This is a genomic window from Agaribacter flavus (genome assembly GCF_042646125.1).
In the GTDB taxonomy this organism is placed as follows: domain Bacteria; phylum Pseudomonadota; class Gammaproteobacteria; order Enterobacterales; family Alteromonadaceae; genus Glaciecola; species Glaciecola flavus.
This window is the reverse complement of the sequence record NZ_JBHRSW010000018.1, coordinates 174,738-194,329: the sequence shown is the minus strand read 5'-3', so window position 1 is coordinate 194,329 and position 19,592 is coordinate 174,738. Positions and strand designations below refer to the sequence as shown.

Genomic DNA, 19,592 nt, shown 5'->3' with positions numbered 1-19,592 from the left:
AGACCGTGAAATGTTTAAAGAATAAACAGTAATGCCAGGCTATGCAACAAATAGGGTGTCAGTCTATTCCTTGCTACTTCGCTTGTTTCGCCACGACAAGAATAGGCACGCACACAGCAAAAGCGAAATTGGCTGCGGTACAGGGACCGATTGTAATTCTGATATAAATGCACGCCCGATTCCATTTGAGAATAAAAAGTGAAGGCTATAGCCATCCGCTAAACCCGTGACAGAAATATTGGAAAAGTTAAATAAATGGTAATTCTCCCAATAATTTGCATACAGGAAGTCAAAACTAAAATCATCCACTGGTTTAAAAGTGTCTGAGAACATAAAGTTGATGGTACTGGTGTCTTTAAAGAACAAAACATCCGTGTTGAGTATGTCGAACAAGCCGCCTTCCCAAATATTTATGTTTAAGCTTCCAAACAAATGCAGCGCGCCATTGATTTTTAATTTGCCCTCGCCATTTTCATCTCCCGGCGAGATATATGCGTCTGTCCCAATAATTGTCTCGGTGGCTTGAGTTTTTCCGTGCCCGACTAAACCCCCTCCCTCAATTAATACCGAATCTTGTATCACATTACCGTCCACTTGAAACACACCACGGATCTGTTTGAATGTGCCAGCATTGCCCAGCAATTCGCCGTTGGTGAGCACAATAAAGGTTCCTGAGTTGTTTATTTGTCCACTGTTTACTAAGGTACCGCTACCAGAAGTACCGCCTACCTCTATTCGACCGTCGTTGTCCAATGTACCTTGATTAAACAAGCTTGGTGTTATTCTGTTACGTAAGTTGGAAGCAGATACCGCTATGTTACCGTGATTGGAGAGCATTCCCCGATTGATAAAGCTCACTTCATTGTATATGTCGCCATAGTTGTTCAGTGAATCGAGATTGGTGTAGGTGTTCAGGTTTGTGAATACGCCATGGTTGTTGAAAGTAGCTTGGTTTTCAATGACTTGTGTGTTCACAATACTGCCGTAATTGATCAGTTCTCCGGCGTTGGCGAATATGCCAAGATTGGTAAAATCGCCACTGTTTTCAAAAGTACCCGTATTCGTCATTAATGTGAGATTGCTCAATACAGCTTTGTTGTTCAATATGTGGGTATTGATAAGCAGATTGGCATTAATCAAATTTCCTGCGTTGCTCAAGGTGCCATTTAGTAACAGGCTACCCTGATTAACTAAAGTACCATCAGCAGAATTCTTGAATACGCCTGAAACATTCATTAGACCGATATTGTCGACTTGTGCATTATTGTTGAAGGTGTTGCCTACGCTGATTTCTCCTTCATTCAAGACCCTACCATTGTTGTGGATCACCGCGTTTTTCTGACTACTAGAAAGAATAAACTCAGCACCTGTTTGATTATTTAATTCACCATTGTTAGTAAATTCACCAAACACTAGGGTGCGATCTTTACTTGACCAAGTTCCTTCATTGTTGACTACGCCGTCTGCTTCGACAATCAGGTTCAAGTGACTCGATACCATGCTATTATTATTGAGGTTTCCATACACTCTCGTGTCGCCTTCGGTAGACAAGTAGCCATCATTGTTAAATTCACCTGTGATCTGAACATCCGCAAAGGTGTTAAACCTCACTGTACCGCGATTGTCGAAAATACCGCCCAATTCAAGATCAACGCCACTGTCAGTATCAAGATCACCGTTATTGACGATGTTCCCGCCACGGCTAACAATAAGGGTTGTGGCATTCCCAGTAAGCAACACGTCACTGTGATTGATAAGTGTTCCGTTTATCATTAAACGTCTACCGCTGGATTGGATGATTGAGCCAAAATTTTCTATCGTGCCTTCGTTGTTGACTTGTCCTTGGCTAATAAACTGACCAGCGTTAACGAGACGACCTTCGTTAGTTAAGTTGGTCTCATTGAAAAATTGACCTGAGTTATTAAAACTCCCTAAATTTCGCATGAATACACTGCTGAGGCGACCCGCATTTGCCAATGTTGCCCTTGTATCGTTGTACACACTGAACTCACTGGTGACCTCACCTAAGTTGGTAAACTCGCCAAAATTTTGAAGTTGGCCTTCTGTCACCATACTGGCACCAACGTGATTAATGAGTATATTGTCGTTGATAAACGATTGTGTGCTGATTATACGCTGGTAGTTATTAAATGTACCATCGTTGTCTATCCTACCTCGGTTATCAAGAGTAGCGAAGTTATTGAAAACGCCATCAGTATTGTTGATTAGAAATGCATTTTCTTTGTTGAAGATAAGCCCCGTATTGTCTGTGTGACCCGTATTTATCAGGGTGTCATTGTTTATTAAAACATGTCGGTTGTTCAAAAAAGCATCTCGAGAATTCTCAAGTCGTGCATGGTTGGTGATAGCACCTGTGTTAATTAATTGCCCGTGATTTCTCAACTCGCCGTGGTTCTCGATTTCACCGATGTTACTCATTACGCCAAAGTTATTGATACTACTTTGATTGTTTATCATTCCATTGTCGTTATTTTGTAGCTGCGCATAGTTATTCAAGCTTCCTAGGTTTTGTATCTCACTTGTGTTGTTAAAGATATGATTGTTGTTTGTCGTGCCGGTGTTTATAAACTGATTTGCATTGGAAAATAGCAGGGCGTTATTCAGTGTGCCGGCGTTGTTTACCGTACCCACGTTTTCGAAGGTGTTCAGGTTTTCGAGAGTGCCTTCTTCCAGATTGTGAAACTCAGCAAAGTTAACTGTGCTGCCTTGGTTTTGGTATACCCCTGTGTTATTTAGTTCTCCTACATTTAGCAGCGTTTGGGTATTTTGTAAAAATGAGTTGTTGTGCAGAACACCATTATTGTTAAATTCCCCCGTGTTCAACAGTGTACCGTTATTGCTAAACGTACCGCTGTTGTCGAGCTCAAATGCATTGTTTAAAACCCCATTTTCATCGTTGGTAATGTCACCGCTGTTGCTCGCCAAGCGCGTATTGGTAAAAATACCACGATTAACGACGCTCATTGCATTGACAAAGCTTTGGGCGGTAATAAACTGCCCCTGTCCCTCGTTGATTATCTCGCCGCTATTGCCTATATGATCCTCGTTTACAAGTACACCGTGATTAGAAATACTGCCATGGTTCTGCATACTATTTTGTAGTGTGAACAACAGATAATTGTTAATTACACCATCTGACTGATTAGTGATGATACCTATATCATTCAAAATCGCCCCATAATTATCAACCACCCCACTATTGTCAAACCTACGCTTGTTCACTACCGAACCTTGGTTAGTAAACACGCCTGTTTGTAGATTGAAAATATCACGTTGGTTGAGGATTTGCCCGAGGTTGGTGAGTTGTCCATTGTTTACTAAGTCTGCATTATTGATGATTTTAATATTAACGCTATTTAATAAGGAGGCACCTTGCTGAATATCGAGCTGTGCTCGAACATTACACTGCCTTACTGTCACATAATCAGAACGCAACTTGGTATCACTGGTGATAGGGCAAGCCAACTCAAATAACTGAGCATATGATTGAGTAGGACTTATTAATGCGGTAGTGAGCAATGGTATTGAGAGGAGCCATGCTAATTTTGCTCTGTTACCAATAACGCGCCGCTTACCACCCAAATCCTCTATGTTGAGGGGTTCAACATTCCGTTTCTTTACATACATCAAGCTAGCTCTCTCTACACAACAAAGGCAATAAAGCTTAACGTGCGGAGTGAACTTCGCTAGACGGCAATTGGTATAGCCCCCCCTATACAAAAGTATGGGGTTAAAAAATCAAGTGTGCTGCGCGATTTATTGAGCTATTTACGGTAAAGCGCTAAAAAAGCGTTCTGCTCTGGGCAGGAAATAATTGTCACTATCTAGGGAATAAAGCACTTTTGTCGCTTTTCCTTTAAGTTCGGTGATTGAAACCAGACCATAGTAGCGAGAATCTACACTGTTATTTCTGTTGTCACCCATCACAAAATAGTGCCCCTCTGGTACAATCAAATTTTGGAAAGTGTCTCGTGGTTGGGGCACATTTTCGAATTGCACAGGGTGTTCGGCACCACTTAGTTGTTCAATGAAGGTGTTTGCACGGTTTGTTTCGGTGTATTGCAGAACTTCACCGTTTAGAACAACTTGATTTTTTACCATGGCAATGTTGTCGCCGGGAATGCCTAGCACTCTTTTTACCAGTCTTATTCCAGCCTTTTCAGACATAAAGACGACAATGTCACCTCTCTCGGGTGAGCTAGTTTTAGCAATGGGAATGTCGGTAAATGGAATATCCAATCGGTACGCCATTTTATCAACAAGTATGCGATCGCCCTCTTGAATAGTTGGCAACATCGATCCCGTCGGCACTTGATACCAATCGGCTATGCTGCTTCTTGAGATCAGTAAGAGCATCACAAAAAGTATAAATCCCCAATTTTCTTTGAGTAGCGATTTTGCGTTTCGATTCATTTTTTTAGCTAGTCTCATTTTTGCACCTTTTTAAATTGGACTGCATCTTGTTAAAAAGCTTGATACTGCAAGCTACAACCTCGCCGCGGCGGGATTATACTGGGGAGTTTCTCTCTATTTTTGTCGCAAAAACGCTACGAGTATGTCCATATACGCTTTGATTTTTCTTCCATGAAAAATAAATTTTGCGACAAAAATAGAGGGAAACTCCCCAGTATAATCCCACCGTGACAACTTCGCCTTATCAACAATGTTTACTACTATAACCTGAACTCTGGATAAGCAACGCAGAGATCGGGATTTAGGGCGCTGCTGGACGGAGTTGCTTATCCCGAGTTCAGGTTACTATAGCGCCCATAAACAAATGAAACCGAGGGATATTCTGTAAGTGGAATCTAATGAGTGTAACAATTTGTTATTTGAATCATAGCGTAGGTTTCGGCATTCCGGTATGATCAGCCAATGCTGAGCCGGCTTAACTTTTAGGTAATTTCATGATCAACAATGATGTTTTACGACGTGTGCGTTTTGCCCTTCGCATGAATGATGCGAGCACGATAGAGGTATTTAAGTTGGCGGGTCATGAAATGGACGGCGGGTATTTACATGCGATTATGAAAAAAGAGGAAGAGAAGGGCTTTCTTCCTTGTCGTGATAAAACACTGGCGTTGTTTTTAGATGGTTTGATCATTAAAAAGCGGGGTAAACGTGAGGGGGCTGAACCACAAGCGCTCAAGCCAGGTGAAAAGCTAAGCAATAACGAGATCCTGCGTAAATTGCGGATTGCAATGAGTTATCGCGATGAAGACATGATAGATGTATTGCGCTATGCAAATTTTCGAATAAGCAAAACAGAGTTATCCGCTCTCTTTAGACAATCTGAGCATCGTAATTTTAAGCTGGCAGGCGACCAAATTGTACGAAATTTATTGCAAGGCATGGTTAAAAAATACAGACCCGAAACCAAAAGCGATAAAAATACCCAAACAGCAATTAATCAACACATTTGGCAATCCAAAAAGTAGTGCCATAGTCCTTACGAAGGCACGGGACCAGTGCTTTGTCTCACTACCAGTTCAAAGGGTAGGGTAATGCGCTTGTTTGCCACGCTTTCGCCTTTCATTTGGGCAAGAAGCATTTTCATACTCTCTTTACCTATCTCAGTGAGCGGCTGTTTGATCGTTGTTAAGGTTGGTGACATCAACTTTGCATAACGAATATCATCAAAACCCATGACAGATATGTCTTCTGGTATTCTAAAATCATATTCACGCAGTGTATTCATGGCACCAATAGCCATATCGTCACTGAAACAGAAAACGGCCGTGGGTCGGTCTCTTAAGCGAAGGAGTTTTTCCATTGCAATAACGCCAGAGTCAGTCCCGTAGTCACCGGTTATGATGTACTTTTCGTCGACTTTGATACCTGCTTGAGTCAATGCTTCCTTATAGCCAAGTAGTCGACTTTCAGTACTTGGAGTAAGTGCTGGTCCTTTGACCGCTGCAATGCGAGTATGACCCAGAGAGAGTAAATGTTCTACGGCGGCTATTGCGCCAGCTCTATTGTCGATCATCACTTTGTGGATCGTGTCGTTTGGAATCTCTTCACAAGAATTAACTAAAGGTGGCAAGTCGTTGATAGGCTGTTGGTCTTCATCCGTCGGGAACGGGATGCGAGGTGTAAATACTAGAATGCCATCGGCTTGACCAGAACTGACCATATCACCGTAATGTGATTCGCGAGCTTGAATGTTTTGAGTGTCACCCAAAAGCACCGAATACCCAGCTTGCATTGCTTCGTTTTCTATGGCTCTAATGATCCCTGCATTGACCTGATTGGTTATATCTGGCATCACAACAACAACATTGCCACTTTTTTGGGTTCTCAAGCTGGCGCCAAAACGATTGGGTTTATAACCCGTATCACTCACTGCTGCTAATACACGGGTGAGCGTTTTGTCACTAACCAGTTCCGGCGATGATAGCGCTCTGGATACCGTAGCAGCTGAGACGCCAGCTTGTTTAGCGACTTCTTTGATACTGGTTTTGGCCAACAATTCCTCCAAATTTTCCAATAAGTGTTGGTTTTACGGTGTAAACGATTTCAAGCTGTATTCAACACATGTGTGTATACAAAAATTTTTTTGGATGATAACGCATATGAATTCAGTTTTCATCCTTGAGAAGGCTATATTATACTGAAACCGTTTACATCAAAAAAATAAATTTTTAGCTGGGCTTACGTAAATTTCAATCTCATTAGACGGTAATTCTTTGGACAAAATGGAAGTAGGCCGCAAAGGCGAGCATGTTTGGCACATCTTTAATAGAGTAAATACCGTCAACTGTAATTTGTTTCAAATTAGAAAACCGAGAGACTTTAGCTTAAATTTATCGCATAATAATCAGCTAATTTGTATAAAAATTTAGTCTCGTGAATCAACCCAATACCGACAAAATTGAGAGCCTACATGTCCCTCCACACAGTATAGAAGCGGAGCAATCTGTGCTGGGTGCGTTGATGATTTCTGCCGATGCATGGGACAAAGTGGCTGATTTGATCGTGGAAGACGATTTTTATAACCACAGTCATCGTATTGTTTACTCCGCCATTATTCGCTTGATAAACAAAAATGAAGCGGTTGATGCCGTCACTGTTAAAAGTGAGCTTGAAGCACATGCCCAACTAGATGAAGCTGGTGGCTTTTCTTATCTTATTGAATTGGCAAAAAACACGCCCAGTGCTGCCAATGTTGGTGCCTATGCGAATGCGATTCGAGAACGCGCCATTGTGCGCGAACTTATTGGCGTTGCTCACGATATAGCGGATGTTGGTTTTAATCCAGAGGGGCGAGACTCTAAAGAAGTATTAGATTTTGCTGAGTCCAAAGTCTTTGAAATTGCTGAAAAACGCACCAGTGCCAGTGAAGGCCCAGTCGATGTTAAGAGTGTGCTGAAAAAAACGGTCGACCGTTTAGACGAGCTGGTGAAGCAAGATCAAGAAGTAACAGGTGTATCAAGTGGTTACACTGATTTAGATAAAATGACCAGTGGCTTACAACGATCCGATCTGATCATTGTTGCAGCCAGACCATCTATGGGTAAAACAACCTTTGCAATGAATCTTTGTGAAAATGCAATGATGATGCAGGATAAACCCGTGTTAGTTTTCAGTCTTGAGATGCCAGCAGAGCAAATAATGATGAGGATGTTGGCATCCTTAAGCAGGGTAAATCAAACTAGCATTCGTACCGCAAAATTAGATGACGCTGACTGGATGCGTATGCAACAAACCATGAAGGAGTTGCACGACAAGGACAACTTGTTTATTGATGATAGCTCTGGTTTGACGCCTATGGAATTGAGAACGCGTGCTCGAAAGTTGGCTCGGGAACGAGGTGGGATTTCTTTGATCATGGTAGATTACCTTCAATTGATGAGAGTCCCTAGCTTGTCTGATAATCGTACTTTGGAAATTGCCGAAATCAGTCGATCCTTAAAGGCACTGGCAAAAGAACTTGAAGTCCCGGTTGTTGCACTGTCGCAGTTAAATCGTGGCCTTGAGCAGCGTGCGGATAAGCGCCCAATCAACTCTGATCTTCGTGAGTCCGGTTCAATAGAGCAGGATGCCGATTTAATTATGTTTATCTATCGTGATGAGGTATATCACGAAAACAGTGAATACAAAGGCATTGCGGAAATAATCATCGGAAAACAACGGAATGGCCCTATCGGTACATGCCGCCTGACGTTCCAAGGTCAGTTTTCCCGTTTTGATAACTATGCAGGGCCTGCGTTTGAGGATGAGTATTAACTTGCAATAAAAAAGCAGAACAATGTGTTCTGCTTTTGAGTGAATTAAAAAACGCTTACTTAGACGACGTTAGCGTTGCACCTTTTTTTCAATCATAGTCGAAACAACGACTTCGATACGACGATTTAGGCGGTGAGCTTCGGCCGTGTTCTCGGTAAATTTCAAGCGAGATTCGCCATACCCGACAGCAGACAAACGACTACTGTCTATACCGTACTCATTTATCAATAAACTACGAACTGATTGAGCGCGTTTTTCAGACAGGAATTGGTTGTAAGCAGCCTCTCCCACTGTAGAGGTGTGACCTTCAATCACAGCTTCTGTATTAGGGTAACGTTTCATAAAGGCGACAAATGCTTCAATTTTATCGGAGTCAGGGTTACTAATAACGCTGCTATTGTTCGGGAACAATATATCCAGTGATACAGAAACTTCTTCTTCCTCTAGAATACTGCAACCTACAGCGTCGACTTTGTCCGAAGTGGGCGTGTTAGCGCACCTATCTTTGTCGTCATAGACGCCATCACCATCACTGTCTTTTAATACAATTTCGCAACCACTCTCGTCAACTTTGACACCTGCTGGTGTGGTCGGGCATTGGTCTTGATTATTTGGTACACCATCGCCATCAAGATCAATACTACAGCCTGTTGCGTCTATCTCAGTGCCCGGCGCAGAATTGGGGCAACGGTCTATCGCATCATACACACCGTCTCCATCAGTATCAGGTCGTGTTGAAGGCGCGCTAGATTGACCAAATACATAAGCTAAACCTAATTTAGCACTATATTCATTGTACCCTTGGCCAAAATCATAATAGGTCGCAAGCTCCGTAATCACACGCCAGTTACTATTTGTTTTCCAATGTTTACCCACGCCGAGGCTTGCCATTCGGTAGCTATCTCGGATTGATTGTTCACGTAGCCCACCGAATAAGTAGGCGACATCGTCTTTAAGAAAATACATGGCATCGACACCAATTTGCGTGCCATCATCTGCAAGTGCTGAAGGGTTGTTATCATCTTTGTCGATAAGCAGACGACCAAGCTCAAAGCGCACTGCCCAAGCAGGGTCAAAACGAAAACCCAGTTCACCACCGAATCCACGTCCATCGTCTAGTCCGCCAACGGGTTCAGGTTTTTCACTATCAGCATTATAGTAATTTATAAATCCGCCTACCCAGTTTTCATATGGCGGGGTATCTTGGGCTGATGTAAGCATTGAAGCGGAGGCTAACGAAAGACCAACTGCTATAGCTAGTTTCTTCATGTTCCTAGTTCCTTTCCTTTAATTATTAATTTTGTATCTCTATCCACGAGTTATTTGAATTATAACAGTTCCACAGCGATATTTTAGCTGCATTTTTTGCAAACACCGTGTGCCTCTATTGTCTGGCTTTTTATTTTGAAGCTATTTTCAGCAGCTTGTGCCTCTAAGGTGTCTTTTACGCCAGTTGATTGAATTTCTTGTACATCGCCACACTGCTCGCAGATCAAAAATTGTACAGGATGGGAGCAATCAAAGTGCTGACAGGCTTTAAAAGTATTGGTTGACTCTACTTTATGGACAAGGCCGAGATTCAGAAAGAAATCGAGGGCGCGATAAACAGTCGGGGGACGCGCACTGTCTTCAGTGAGTCGCAAGCGATCCAATAAATCATATGCACCAATTGAGCCTTCGTTTTGCAGCAGAAGCGCGTAAACTTTTTCTCGGATAGGCGTAAAACGGCTTCCGTTTTTTTCACAATAAGCTTTTGCTTTTGCTACTAATTTTTGCTGTTTGCTACTAAGCTTTTGTTGCACAAGCTAATGTGCTCCCTGATATTTGTAAAATTATTTAACAAGTATATCATTGGCTTGGTCTATAGCAACAGTAAGCTTTGATTGCGGTAGACAATTTAGTATTCAATATTGGGGCGAGATTATACCGAGCTATTTTTAAACGCCAAAAGGAGTTTTATCGCGCATGCATTTTGTTTTTGCCGATGGGAAGTTAGTGGTGCCGGTGGGTATCCCAGAAGAAAATCTGAGCACTGCGCTAAACAAAGTGCCTTTATCAGTGTTTACTGATCTTCAAGATCAAGTGGTGAGCTTTACCAGCAATCAAGGCGGTGAATATAAGTTTTTAGATGTACACATAAGCGAGATAGACGAAGAACAATGGTCATTAGTAGGTGTTCGGGATCTACTTAATCAGCTTCCCCAAGTTTTATTCGCACCGATAGCACAGGCTTGGCAATACGCGCGATTTTTGAAAACACACAGATATTGCGGTCAATGCGGTTTGCAGATGCAAAGAGTGACCTGGGAAATGGCTACGCATTGCCACAATTGTCATCACCGCTGTTACCCTAGAGTGTCTCCTTGCACGATTGTGTCTATTAAAAAAGGCGAGCAAATTTTACTAGCTAAAGGCGTACGTCATTTATCAAGTGGTATGTTTTCGACCCTAGCTGGATTTGTGGAAAGTGCAGAATCCTTGGAGGAAGCCACACATAGAGAAGTGTTTGAAGAAGTTGGCATCAAAATAAAAAACTTACGCTATTTTGGCAGCCAACCTTGGCCTTTTCCTCACTCCTTGATGTGCGGATTTATTGCTGATTATGACAGTGGTGAGATTAACATTGATACTAGAGAAATTGCTGAAGCCCATTGGTACGACATAGATAACTTACCTTTGATCCCGCCCAGTATATCTATTGCCGGTAAACTCATTTCTGCGACGATAGAAGAAATTAGACAAAGTCAGTAGTTTTTGTCGGCGCTTATCAGTAAACTGGCGCGCTAAAATTAAAAGAAAGTGTTGAGAGATTTATGACTGGCCTGAAAAATGACCGCTATATACGTGCATTACTAAAAAAACCTGTTGACGTCACGCCTGTATGGATGATGCGTCAAGCAGGCAGGTATTTGCCAGAATACCGCGAGCTACGTGCACAGGCTGGGGATTTTATGGCGCTTTGTACAAACCCTGAGCTGGCTTGCGAAGTGACCTTGCAGCCCCTTCGTCGTTTTGATTTAGATGCGGCTATTTTATTTTCTGATATTTTAACCATCCCCGATGCAATGGGATTAGGTCTTTACTTTGAGAAAGGCGAAGGGCCTAAATTTGAGAAAGTCATTGCGTCGGACGCCGATGTTAAAAACCTACCCATTCCCGATCCTGAGTTGTCGCTGACCTATGTAATGGACGCAGTAAGGACAATACGCAAAAACTTGAATGGCGATGTCCCTTTGATTGGTTTTTCTGGTAGCCCTTGGACACTGGCGACATATATGGTTGAGGGAGGCTCTAGTAAGGCGTTCACAAAAATTAAAAAAATGATGTTTGCCGAGCCGAACACTTTGCACCTTCTCTTGGATAAGCTAGCAGACTCAGTCATTTCCTATTTGAATGCACAGATTGCAGCCGGTGCTCAAGCGGTAATGGTGTTTGATACTTGGGGAGGCGTGCTTTCTCCAAGAGATTATAAGTTGTTCTCGCTCCAATATATGGAAAAAATTGTCAGTGGTTTAACGCGTGAGTATCAAGGGCAAACGATCCCTGTCACTTTGTTCACTAAAAATGGCGGTATGTGGCTTGAAGCAATTGCGGCGACAGGTTGTGATGCCCTAGGCTTGGATTGGACCATTGATATACAAGAAGCTAAAGCACGTGTAGGCGACAAAGTTGCGCTACAAGGCAACATGGATCCTTCAATTTTATATGCTTCACCCAATAGGATTGAAGAAGAAGTCGCCTCTATTCTAGCTGGATTTGGAAAAGGCAGTGGTCATGTATTCAATTTGGGACACGGAATTCATCTAGACGTACCACCTGAAAATGCTGGCGCGTTTGTCGAGGCAGTGCATAGTCAAAGTCGTCAATATCACGAATAGCACTACGCATCTCGGGGTAAGCCTTTTTTTACTATTCTGACTAGTCTAGATTGTTGTCGATTAGTTACGCTAGGTTTAGCATTGCTGATTAGCGCTTTCTTTTCTAGTTGCATGCTCAAAGCCCATGAGAAATGCTCGACTAATACTTCTGAATGAGACATGTCTTTAATACTCTCGGATAGTGCGTTGATGATAGTCTCTGAATAGGGGGCATTGCCCAACGCAACAGATATATTCCGCTTCCACTTTTGGTAACCAATTCGCCGGATAGGAGAACCCTCAAATTTATGCAGAAATGCGTCTTCTGACCAAGCAAACAACTCGAGCAAATCGGCGTTTTTCAAACCTAATCGGTCATTAAACGCCTCTTCTTGTGTTGGTTCAGCTTGCTTGTTCCAAGGGCATACCAACTGGCAATCGTCACAGCCATATATTCTGTTTCCCATGGCTTGGCGATATTCAACAGGAATGACACCTTCGTGTTCTATCGTGAGGTAGGAAATACATTTGTTTGCATTAACGGTGTAGGGAGCGACAATCGCATTGGTTGGACATATCGACAGACAGGCTGTACAAGAACCGCAGCCATCTTCAATCGGTGTGTCTATTGGCAAGGGTACATTGATAAACAGTTCGCCAAGAAAAAACCAAGAACCAGAAGACTTATGCAGAGTAAGTGAGTGTTTACCTGTCCAGCCTATGCCTGATTTTTCGGCATAGGCGTGTTCTAATACTGGGGCGGAGTCAACAAAAGGTCGATATTCTAAATCTTGGTATACCTCTGCTATTTGTTGCGCAAGCTTTTTTAATCGTTTGCGCATGAGCTTGTGATAATCGCGACCCAATGCATAACGGCTGATATATGCTTTGTTGGGGTCTTCTAAGCTCTGAGCAAACATGGCATCTTCTGGCAAATAATCCATTCGCACACTAATGATCCGCAGCGTACCTGCGACTAGTCGATCTGGATTTAAGCGTTGCTCAAGATTCTTTTCAAAAAACGCCATCTGCCCCTGGTAACCATTTTCCAACCACCTCGTTAGCGCAACTTTGTGTCTTGAAATATCTAAGTCGCTGATACCAACTTGCTGAAACCCTAGCGCTTTACCCCAAGCCTTGATATCGTTCGCGAGTTTGGTAAGGTCTACTGATGGAATTGAGGACATAAGTTAATGTTGCAAAAGACTGATTCGACTAGTTTAACACACAAATTGTATCGCGCTGAGCAAGTAAGATTGCATGAACAAGCGGCGGCTGCCGATCATGCTATTGACATGTATTTGCTGATGCGAAAGGCAGGAGAAACGGTATTTGAGCAATGCTTGGCATATTTCCCAAATGTCGATAATTACTTGGTGCTAGTTGGTATTGGCAACAATGCTGGAGATGCATATATAGCCGCTTTGCAGGCTAAACTTGCGGGTAAAAACGTAGTGCTTTGTGCCGTTGAACCAGACAGAGATGTGCATGGTGAGGCAGCACTAGCAAAGACAGCCTGGTTAGACAGTGGCGGAGTAGTGAGTCAGTTTGATGCGGCTATTCTACCTAAGGCTGATGTCATTATTGATGGCTTGTTAGGTACGGGTATCAATGGAACCTTACGCAAGGAGTTTGCAGATATAATTGACGCAGTCAATCTTGCCAATACGCCGGTTATCAGTATTGATGTACCAAGTGGTCTGGATGCGGACACTGGCGAATCATTGGGGCGCTGTATTCAGGCCGACGTTACAGTGACGTTTGTGGGCATTAAAATGGGGTTGAGCACCGGAGCAGGTAAGCAGTCTTGCGGTGAGTTAGTATTTAAAGATTTAGGGATTGCTAAGGCTTTCAATGAGCGGGCTAGAAGTGACGCGAAAGTACTCGATATTGCGCATTTTAAAGGCTTGTCTCCAAGACCCATAAATAGCCATAAAGGAAGCTATGGTCGCTTGTTGTGTATAGGTGGGAATATAGGCATGTCTGGTGCTATCCGTTTGAGTGCAGAAGCTGCCTTAAGGATGGGGACAGGTTTAGTCAAAGTGTTCGCGCATTCCGATTCAAAGGTACAAATATGCTCGGGTCGCCCAGAATTAATGGTGATTAGCGATGATTTAGAAGCAGCACTTGAATGGGCGACATGTATCGTTGTTGGACCAGGTTTAGGACAAAATGAATGGAGTAAATCAGTATTTGAATGTGTCATGAATTTTGTGCAGTGTTCGCCAAAACCCATTGTCATAGATGCCGATGCATTAAACCTAAAAGCAGTGAATACCAGTTTTGTTGCCCTACCTGATTGTGTAATGACCCCCCACGCTGGAGAAGCTGCTCGCTTGCTGAACGTGACAGTCGATGAAGTGGAGAGCAACCGATTTAACTACGCTAGACAGTGTGCACAGCGCTACGACGCTGTATGTGTTTTAAAAGGCGCAGGAAGCATTGTAGATAACCAAAAACATGCATGGGTATGCAGGCATGGTAACCCAGGTATGGCTACCGCTGGTATGGGGGATGTACTTACTGGTATATTAGGCGCATTAATGGCACAAGGCCTTGATAGTCATTTGGCTTGCCAATATGGTGTATCATTGCACGCTAAAGCTGGTGATATGATTGCTGATAAATATGGTCAGCGAGGCTTGTTGGCCAGTGATTTGTTTGAAACCATTAGAGTGTTAGTGAATCAATAATGATTAAAACAAGTGTGTTTTGCTGCAGTGAAGATGATACGGCTTTATTGGCTGAGCATTTTGCTGCTGCAATAAAGCGATTTGATCTAGCTGGTATGCTTGTATTTTTACAGGGTGATTTGGGGGCGGGCAAAACGACATTTTCCCGAAGCTTATTGCACGCACTTGGGCACAAAGGAAGCGTAAAAAGTCCAACCTACACCTTGGTTGAACCCTATGTCATAAATGATAGAGATTTCTATCATTTTGATCTATATCGATTAGCAGATCCTGAAGAACTCGAATTTATGGGGATCAGAGATTACTTCAATGCACACTCGACTTGTTTCGTGGAATGGCCAGACAAAGGTCAAGGTTTGTTGCCTGATGAAGATATTACAATTTTTATTGAATACAAAGACGAGGGAAGAGTGTTTACCTTACAAGGGATGTCGCATAAAGGGGAGCAAGTAGTTAAATACTTACAAAGCGAGTATGAATAAGTTGTTTTTAAAGATGGTTCCTCCGATTGTGATGTTGGCAAAAAAGCATACTCAAACACGCGTATTGAAAGATGGCGTCGAGTTAGTCAGTGCATTTATTTGTTTTTTTGCGATCTTGTTTCCCATACAGGTGGGCGCCACGAATATCACGGATGCGCGTTTTTCGTTTGCGGCAGATACCAGCCGACTTGTTCTTGAGTTAAATGATACGCCAAAGTACAGCTATTTTACTTTGCGTAACCCGGATCGCTTAGTCGTAGATTTACAGGGCGTCGATAACCGTTATTCATTTGATAGCTTGGCGATAAAAGGCGGGCTTGTTAGCAAAATTCGACACAGTAAGCCTAAATCTGCAAAAGACACTCGGCTAGTAATAGAAATGACGGGTAAGGCTGAACTCAAGCTATTTCCTATTCCTAAAAATGCAGATTTTCCCGATCGCTTAGTCATCGAATTAGTCGACCCTAATCCAGTTCCTGTTCTTGTTAATTCGAATGGACCTAATCGCGATCAACAAATTGTTGTGGTTGTCGACCCAGGACACGGTGGGAAAGACCCAGGGTCTATAGGACCGACCGGTACTTATGAAAAAAACATTACCTTGAGTATTGGTAAGATGCTGGCGCGGCATATTAATAACGAAGCGGGCATGAAAGCGATCATGACACGTAACAGTGATATTTATATATCCCCAAACGATCGCCCTAAAATAGCAGCGCGTGAGCAAGCAGATTTATTAGTGTCTATCCATGCTGATGCTTTTACTACGCCCCAGCCAAGAGGTGCCTCTGTTTGGGTGTTGTCAAAAGGGCGAGCTGACAGTGAATTAGGTCGCTTACTCGAACAAACAGAAAGAAGTTCGGCATTACTGGGCGCTGCTGCTGAGGTAATTGAAGATAGGGATACAGAGCGCTATTTTGCAGAGACGATATTTAATATGTCGATGGATTTGTCACGGGCGTCGAGTTATGAATTGAGTAACAAAGTCATCAGAGAGATGAAAGGTATTACCAAAATGCACAAACGTACGCCACAGAGTGCAAGTTTAGCGGTACTCACAACACCGGAAACACCGTCGATTCTGGTTGAGGTGGGATTTATTTCAAACCCACAAGAAGAAAAGAATTTAAACTGGGCTAAGCACAGAGAGCGCCTTGCACTGGCGATGTTCAATTCGATTAAAGCGTATTTCAAACAGACCCCACCTGATGGCACGCTTTGGGCGCAGTGGAAAGCAAATGAGCCGCAGGAACACAAAGTATCAAGTGGCGAGTCCCTGTCGTTACTCGCGCAGCAATATGGCGTAACGGTGAGGCAGCTGAAAAATGAAAATAACCTCAGTTCTGACGTGGTGAGAATTGGGCAAGTTTTAAAAATCCCGAGTTCATGAGTACTGCAATCATGAATACAAGTAGCATTCGCGTTTTACCCGCGCGTTTAGCAAACCAAATAGCGGCTGGAGAAGTGGTAGAGCGCCCTGCCTCAGTCGTAAAGGAGTTAGTCGAAAATAGCATTGACGCTGGCGCTAACAATATTGTCGTAGAAATAGAGCAGGGTGGTCACAAGCGGATCGCGATAAGGGATAACGGAAAAGGTATTGTAAAAGAAGAACTGAAGTTAGCACTTAGCCGTCACGCGACCAGTAAAATTTACGATCTTGAAGATCTCGATTCGATTATGAGTATGGGATTTAGAGGGGAAGCCTTGGCAAGTATCAGCTCTGTAAGTAGATGCTCACTTACTTCAAAGCCTGAAAATCAAGAGGCTGCCTGGCAAGCTTTTGCCGAGGGGCGTGATATGGATGTTGAGTTAAAACCAGCGGCTCATCCCAATGGCACAACGGTTGAAGTACTCGACTTATTTTATAACACGCCTGCTAGACGTCGCTTTTTGCGTGCTGCCAAAACCGAATTTCAGCATATCGAACAGGTGGTTAAGAGAATTGCATTGAGCCACCCAAATATTTCGTTTGAGCTTAAACACAACCATAAAAAGATACTGAAATATACTGCGACAAATGCAGAAAAACGGGTAGAGCAGATTTGTAAACCCGCGTTTGTGTCTGAAATGGCAACAATAAAATACGAATATGAAGATGTTGTTATTTCAGGTTGGGTAAGCAAGGCCGGCGTGGGATTTGACAATAACGACAAACAGTACTTGTTTATTAACAAACGGATGATGAAAGATAGGCTCCTTATGCATGGGATTCGTCAAGCCTATGAAGGCATGTTACCCGATGCGAAACATCCAGCATTTGTACTATTTCTAGATTTGCCACCAGATGCGCTAGACGTCAACGTACATCCGGCAAAACATGAAGTGCGTTTTAGGCAGGGAAGAAAAGTGCATGATGCCGTTTTTCAGGGAATATCTGAGGTACTGTTAAGTAGCCTGCACAGTAAACAAGCAAGGGAATCAGATGTGGCTGTTTCAGAATACGATGCATCGCATTTTAATCCTCCTCACTTGTCTCATAGGCATGATTACATTCGACCTTTACAGTCAGTGAGTAATGCAAATTCAAGCAGCAAACCTGTGTCTTCAGAAGCCTTATCACTCGTGCCACGAATTGCAAAATCAATATCGAATAGGCAAAACCATCTCAGTTCAAAAGAAAATGACAAGATCACAGAAGCAGGCCGTAATTATCAATCTTTAATGAGAACATCTGCGGAAAGTGCGGTAAGTAAAGACTTACCAGAATGTCTGCTCGTCGATGATGTCGTCATGGTTGTGGTAAAAGAGGGTGAATCAACGGCTTTGCATGCCTTAAGCCTAGCTTCGATTTTATCAGCCTTTGTTTCTCATAAATTCAATAGTCTAGAATCAGTCAAACAACCACTGTTAATGCCTGTGTCATTTGCGAAACAACATTTACCTAACGAAGCTACAGTGAATGAGGGTGAATGCGATAGGCTACTTGCTCAAGTTATCGAAACAATCAATTCATCTGACTTTTCAGTCAGTCTACAAAGTGGCAGAGTGGTATTGAAACAAGTACCGTCGATGTTTAGGCAGTTACCTTGGGCTAAAATATTTCCTGAGCTAATTAGTGCCTTATTTAAAGAACAAGCGCGGTTTTTTTCACAAGAGAAGACAGCATTTGATAGTCAGGAGCTTGCTCTTAACTTCAATAAAATATTTGCGGAGAGTTGGGCTAAACATAGCGAAATCGATACTACTCGCCTAAGACATTTTGTCTTAGACGCAGATATCGATTTATCTGCCTTGTGCGCCAAAGAGGGTAAAAAAATCAATCTGCTTTCATTATTATCTTGAGCCAAACTACCATGTCAAATGACAATTCACATGCCAAGCATCACAAACAATATCCAACTGTGATTTGTATTATGGGGCCGACTGCTTCCGGTAAAACTGCACTAGCAATTGAAACAGCCAAGGCATTAAATGGTGAAGTTGTTAGTGTGGATTCTGCATTGATTTATCGTGACATGAACATAGGGACTGCAAAGCCGGATGTAGAGGAAATGGCGGGGATTCGGCATTGGCTGATGGATATATGTAGCCCTGAAGAAAGCTATTCTGTGGCAGATTTTAGAAAAGATGCTATTGCAGCAATTGAGGATATTGTTGCTCGCGGCAAAACACCAATATTAGCAGGTGGTACGATGATGTATTTTAATGCATTGGTGAACGGCATATCAGAGGTACCACCCAGCGAGAAAAGTATGCGTCAGCATGTTAAATCTCTGATTGAGGACAAAGGCTTGGCTAGCGTTCACCAAATGTTGTGCGAAGTAGATGCTGCTAGCGCAGCAAAAATACACCCAAATGATATGCAACGAACCTCAAGAGCAATGGAGGTATTTTTATCAACGGGTAAGCCACTTAGCTTTTGGCAGAACAAAAAGCACGCAGAACCCCCGTTTAACTTTACTCAATTTTGTATCATGCCAGAAGATAGAGAAACATTGCACAAGAGAATTGCTAAGCGATTTGAGCAAATGTTGGATACAGGATTGGTAGACGAAGTCCGTTATTTGCTTAAAAAATATGAGCTGCATCTTGATTTACCCTCTCTGCGTAGCGTGGGTTATCGACAGGTATATGCTTATCTGACGAATGAATATTCATACGAAGAGATGCGCGAGCGAGGGGTAATTGCGACCAGGCAATTGGCAAAACGACAGATTACATGGCTAAGGGCTTGGAGTGATGTTATTGCCTTGAGAACAGGCGATGAATCTAATTTGCGACAAGTTTTGCAAAAATTGGGTGCATAAATAAATAAATATGTAGTACACTTATCTCATACATGGGTAATCAAAACATAATAATAAATAAGGACA

The 19,592-nt window shown here is 42.7% G+C and carries 15 protein-coding genes; 9 read left to right on the top strand and 6 right to left on the bottom strand.

Features of this window, described 5'->3' with window-relative positions; all coding sequences use genetic code 11:
- Window positions 1–63: 63 nt before the first annotated feature.
- Window positions 64–3,651: a beta strand repeat-containing protein gene (locus tag ACFOHL_RS11885; protein WP_376920450.1), complete on the bottom strand. Its 3,588-nt coding sequence runs from the start codon at window positions 3,649–3,651 to the stop codon at window positions 64–66.
- Between the two features lie 138 nt (window positions 3,652–3,789).
- Window positions 3,790–4,452: a signal peptidase I gene (gene lepB / locus ACFOHL_RS11880; RefSeq protein ID WP_376920449.1), complete on the bottom strand. Its 663-nt coding sequence runs from the start codon at window positions 4,450–4,452 to the stop codon at window positions 3,790–3,792.
- Window positions 4,453–4,928: 476 nt separating this feature from the next.
- Between lepB and ACFOHL_RS11875 the strand changes: the two genes are divergently transcribed.
- Window positions 4,929–5,459, top strand: a complete 531-nt coding sequence (locus tag ACFOHL_RS11875; RefSeq protein ID WP_376920448.1) for a YehS family protein — start codon at window positions 4,929–4,931, stop codon at window positions 5,457–5,459.
- 11 nt (window positions 5,460–5,470) lie between these two features.
- On the opposite strand, the gene ACFOHL_RS11870 is transcribed toward ACFOHL_RS11875, so the two are convergent.
- Entirely contained in the window at window positions 5,471–6,487 is a 1,017-nt protein-coding gene (locus tag ACFOHL_RS11870; RefSeq protein WP_376920447.1) for a LacI family DNA-binding transcriptional regulator, read from the bottom strand.
- 380 nt (window positions 6,488–6,867) lie between these two features.
- Between ACFOHL_RS11870 and dnaB the strand changes: the two genes are divergently transcribed.
- On the top strand, window positions 6,868–8,247 hold the full coding sequence (gene dnaB, locus ACFOHL_RS11865) for a replicative DNA helicase (protein ID WP_376920446.1): 1,380 nt from the start codon (window positions 6,868–6,870) through the stop codon (window positions 8,245–8,247).
- Window positions 8,248–8,316: 69 nt separating this feature from the next.
- On the opposite strand, the gene ACFOHL_RS11860 is transcribed toward dnaB, so the two are convergent.
- Both ACFOHL_RS11860 and ACFOHL_RS11855 read right to left on the bottom strand, forming a co-directional pair.
- On the bottom strand, window positions 8,317–9,516 hold the full coding sequence (locus ACFOHL_RS11860) for an OmpA family protein (RefSeq protein ID WP_376920445.1): 1,200 nt from the start codon (window positions 9,514–9,516) through the stop codon (window positions 8,317–8,319).
- A gap of 83 nt (window positions 9,517–9,599) precedes the next feature.
- Window positions 9,600–10,049 carry a transcriptional repressor gene (locus ACFOHL_RS11855; RefSeq protein WP_376920444.1) on the bottom strand — a complete coding sequence of 150 codons (450 nt, stop codon included), beginning with the start codon at window positions 10,047–10,049 and terminating at the stop codon, window positions 9,600–9,602.
- A gap of 163 nt (window positions 10,050–10,212) precedes the next feature.
- On the opposite strand from ACFOHL_RS11855, the gene nudC reads away from it, so the two are divergent.
- Both nudC and hemE read left to right on the top strand, forming a co-directional pair.
- Window positions 10,213–10,998 (top strand): NAD(+) diphosphatase, encoded by a 786-nt coding sequence (nudC, locus tag ACFOHL_RS11850; protein ID WP_376920443.1) that lies wholly within the window; start codon window positions 10,213–10,215, stop codon window positions 10,996–10,998.
- A gap of 62 nt (window positions 10,999–11,060) precedes the next feature.
- Window positions 11,061–12,125, top strand: coding sequence for a uroporphyrinogen decarboxylase (hemE, locus tag ACFOHL_RS11845; protein WP_376920442.1), 1,065 nt, complete (start codon window positions 11,061–11,063; stop codon window positions 12,123–12,125).
- Window positions 12,126–12,127: 2 nt separating this feature from the next.
- On the opposite strand, the gene queG is transcribed toward hemE, so the two are convergent.
- Window positions 12,128–13,291 carry a tRNA epoxyqueuosine(34) reductase QueG gene (gene queG / locus ACFOHL_RS11840; protein ID WP_376920441.1) on the bottom strand — a complete coding sequence of 388 codons (1,164 nt, stop codon included), beginning with the start codon at window positions 13,289–13,291 and terminating at the stop codon, window positions 12,128–12,130.
- Between the two features lie 6 nt (window positions 13,292–13,297).
- On the opposite strand from queG, the gene ACFOHL_RS11835 reads away from it, so the two are divergent.
- From ACFOHL_RS11835 to miaA, 5 genes are read left to right on the top strand one after another with little or no spacing between them, the layout of a single operon-like run.
- The gene (locus tag ACFOHL_RS11835) at window positions 13,298–14,797 is read left to right on the top strand and encodes an NAD(P)H-hydrate dehydratase (RefSeq protein ID WP_376920440.1); all 1,500 of its coding nucleotides are present in this window, start codon (window positions 13,298–13,300) and stop codon (window positions 14,795–14,797) included.
- Window positions 14,797–15,279 (top strand): tRNA (adenosine(37)-N6)-threonylcarbamoyltransferase complex ATPase subunit type 1 TsaE, encoded by a 483-nt coding sequence (gene tsaE, locus ACFOHL_RS11830; RefSeq protein ID WP_376920439.1) that lies wholly within the window; start codon window positions 14,797–14,799, stop codon window positions 15,277–15,279. Before ACFOHL_RS11835 ends, tsaE begins: the two co-directional genes overlap by 1 nt.
- A gap of 31 nt (window positions 15,280–15,310) precedes the next feature.
- A complete protein-coding gene (locus ACFOHL_RS11825; RefSeq protein ID WP_376920463.1) occupies window positions 15,311–16,669 on the top strand; it encodes an N-acetylmuramoyl-L-alanine amidase in 1,359 nt (452 codons plus the stop codon).
- Window positions 16,670–16,680: 11 nt separating this feature from the next.
- Window positions 16,681–18,561, top strand: coding sequence for a DNA mismatch repair endonuclease MutL (mutL, locus tag ACFOHL_RS11820; RefSeq protein WP_376920438.1), 1,881 nt, complete (start codon window positions 16,681–16,683; stop codon window positions 18,559–18,561).
- Between the two features lie 11 nt (window positions 18,562–18,572).
- Complete coding sequence (miaA, locus tag ACFOHL_RS11815) at window positions 18,573–19,526, top strand: tRNA (adenosine(37)-N6)-dimethylallyltransferase MiaA (RefSeq protein ID WP_376920437.1); 954 nt, start codon at window positions 18,573–18,575, stop codon at window positions 19,524–19,526.
- Window positions 19,527–19,592 lie beyond the last annotated feature (66 nt).

What these genes read in the sequence shown, in the direction of transcription:
- lepB (WP_376920449.1), bottom strand. Translation starts at nt 4,452, where the DNA reads ATGAGACTAGCTAAAAAAATGAATCGAAACGCAAAATCGCTACTCAAA.
- ACFOHL_RS11875 (WP_376920448.1), top strand. Translation starts at nt 4,929, where the DNA reads ATGATCAACAATGATGTTTTACGACGTGTGCGTTTTGCCCTTCGCATG.
- ACFOHL_RS11860 (WP_376920445.1), bottom strand. Translation starts at nt 9,516, where the DNA reads ATGAAGAAACTAGCTATAGCAGTTGGTCTTTCGTTAGCCTCCGCTTCA.
- nudC (WP_376920443.1), top strand. Translation starts at nt 10,213, where the DNA reads ATGCATTTTGTTTTTGCCGATGGGAAGTTAGTGGTGCCGGTGGGTATC.
- hemE (WP_376920442.1), top strand. Translation starts at nt 11,061, where the DNA reads ATGACTGGCCTGAAAAATGACCGCTATATACGTGCATTACTAAAAAAA.
- queG (WP_376920441.1), bottom strand. Translation starts at nt 13,291, where the DNA reads ATGTCCTCAATTCCATCAGTAGACCTTACCAAACTCGCGAACGATATC.
- ACFOHL_RS11835 (WP_376920440.1), top strand. Translation starts at nt 13,298, where the DNA reads ATGTTGCAAAAGACTGATTCGACTAGTTTAACACACAAATTGTATCGC.
- tsaE (WP_376920439.1), top strand. Translation starts at nt 14,797, where the DNA reads ATGATTAAAACAAGTGTGTTTTGCTGCAGTGAAGATGATACGGCTTTA.
- ACFOHL_RS11825 (WP_376920463.1), top strand. Translation starts at nt 15,311, where the DNA reads ATGTTGGCAAAAAAGCATACTCAAACACGCGTATTGAAAGATGGCGTC.
- mutL (WP_376920438.1), top strand. Translation starts at nt 16,681, where the DNA reads ATGAATACAAGTAGCATTCGCGTTTTACCCGCGCGTTTAGCAAACCAA.
- miaA (WP_376920437.1), top strand. Translation starts at nt 18,573, where the DNA reads ATGTCAAATGACAATTCACATGCCAAGCATCACAAACAATATCCAACT.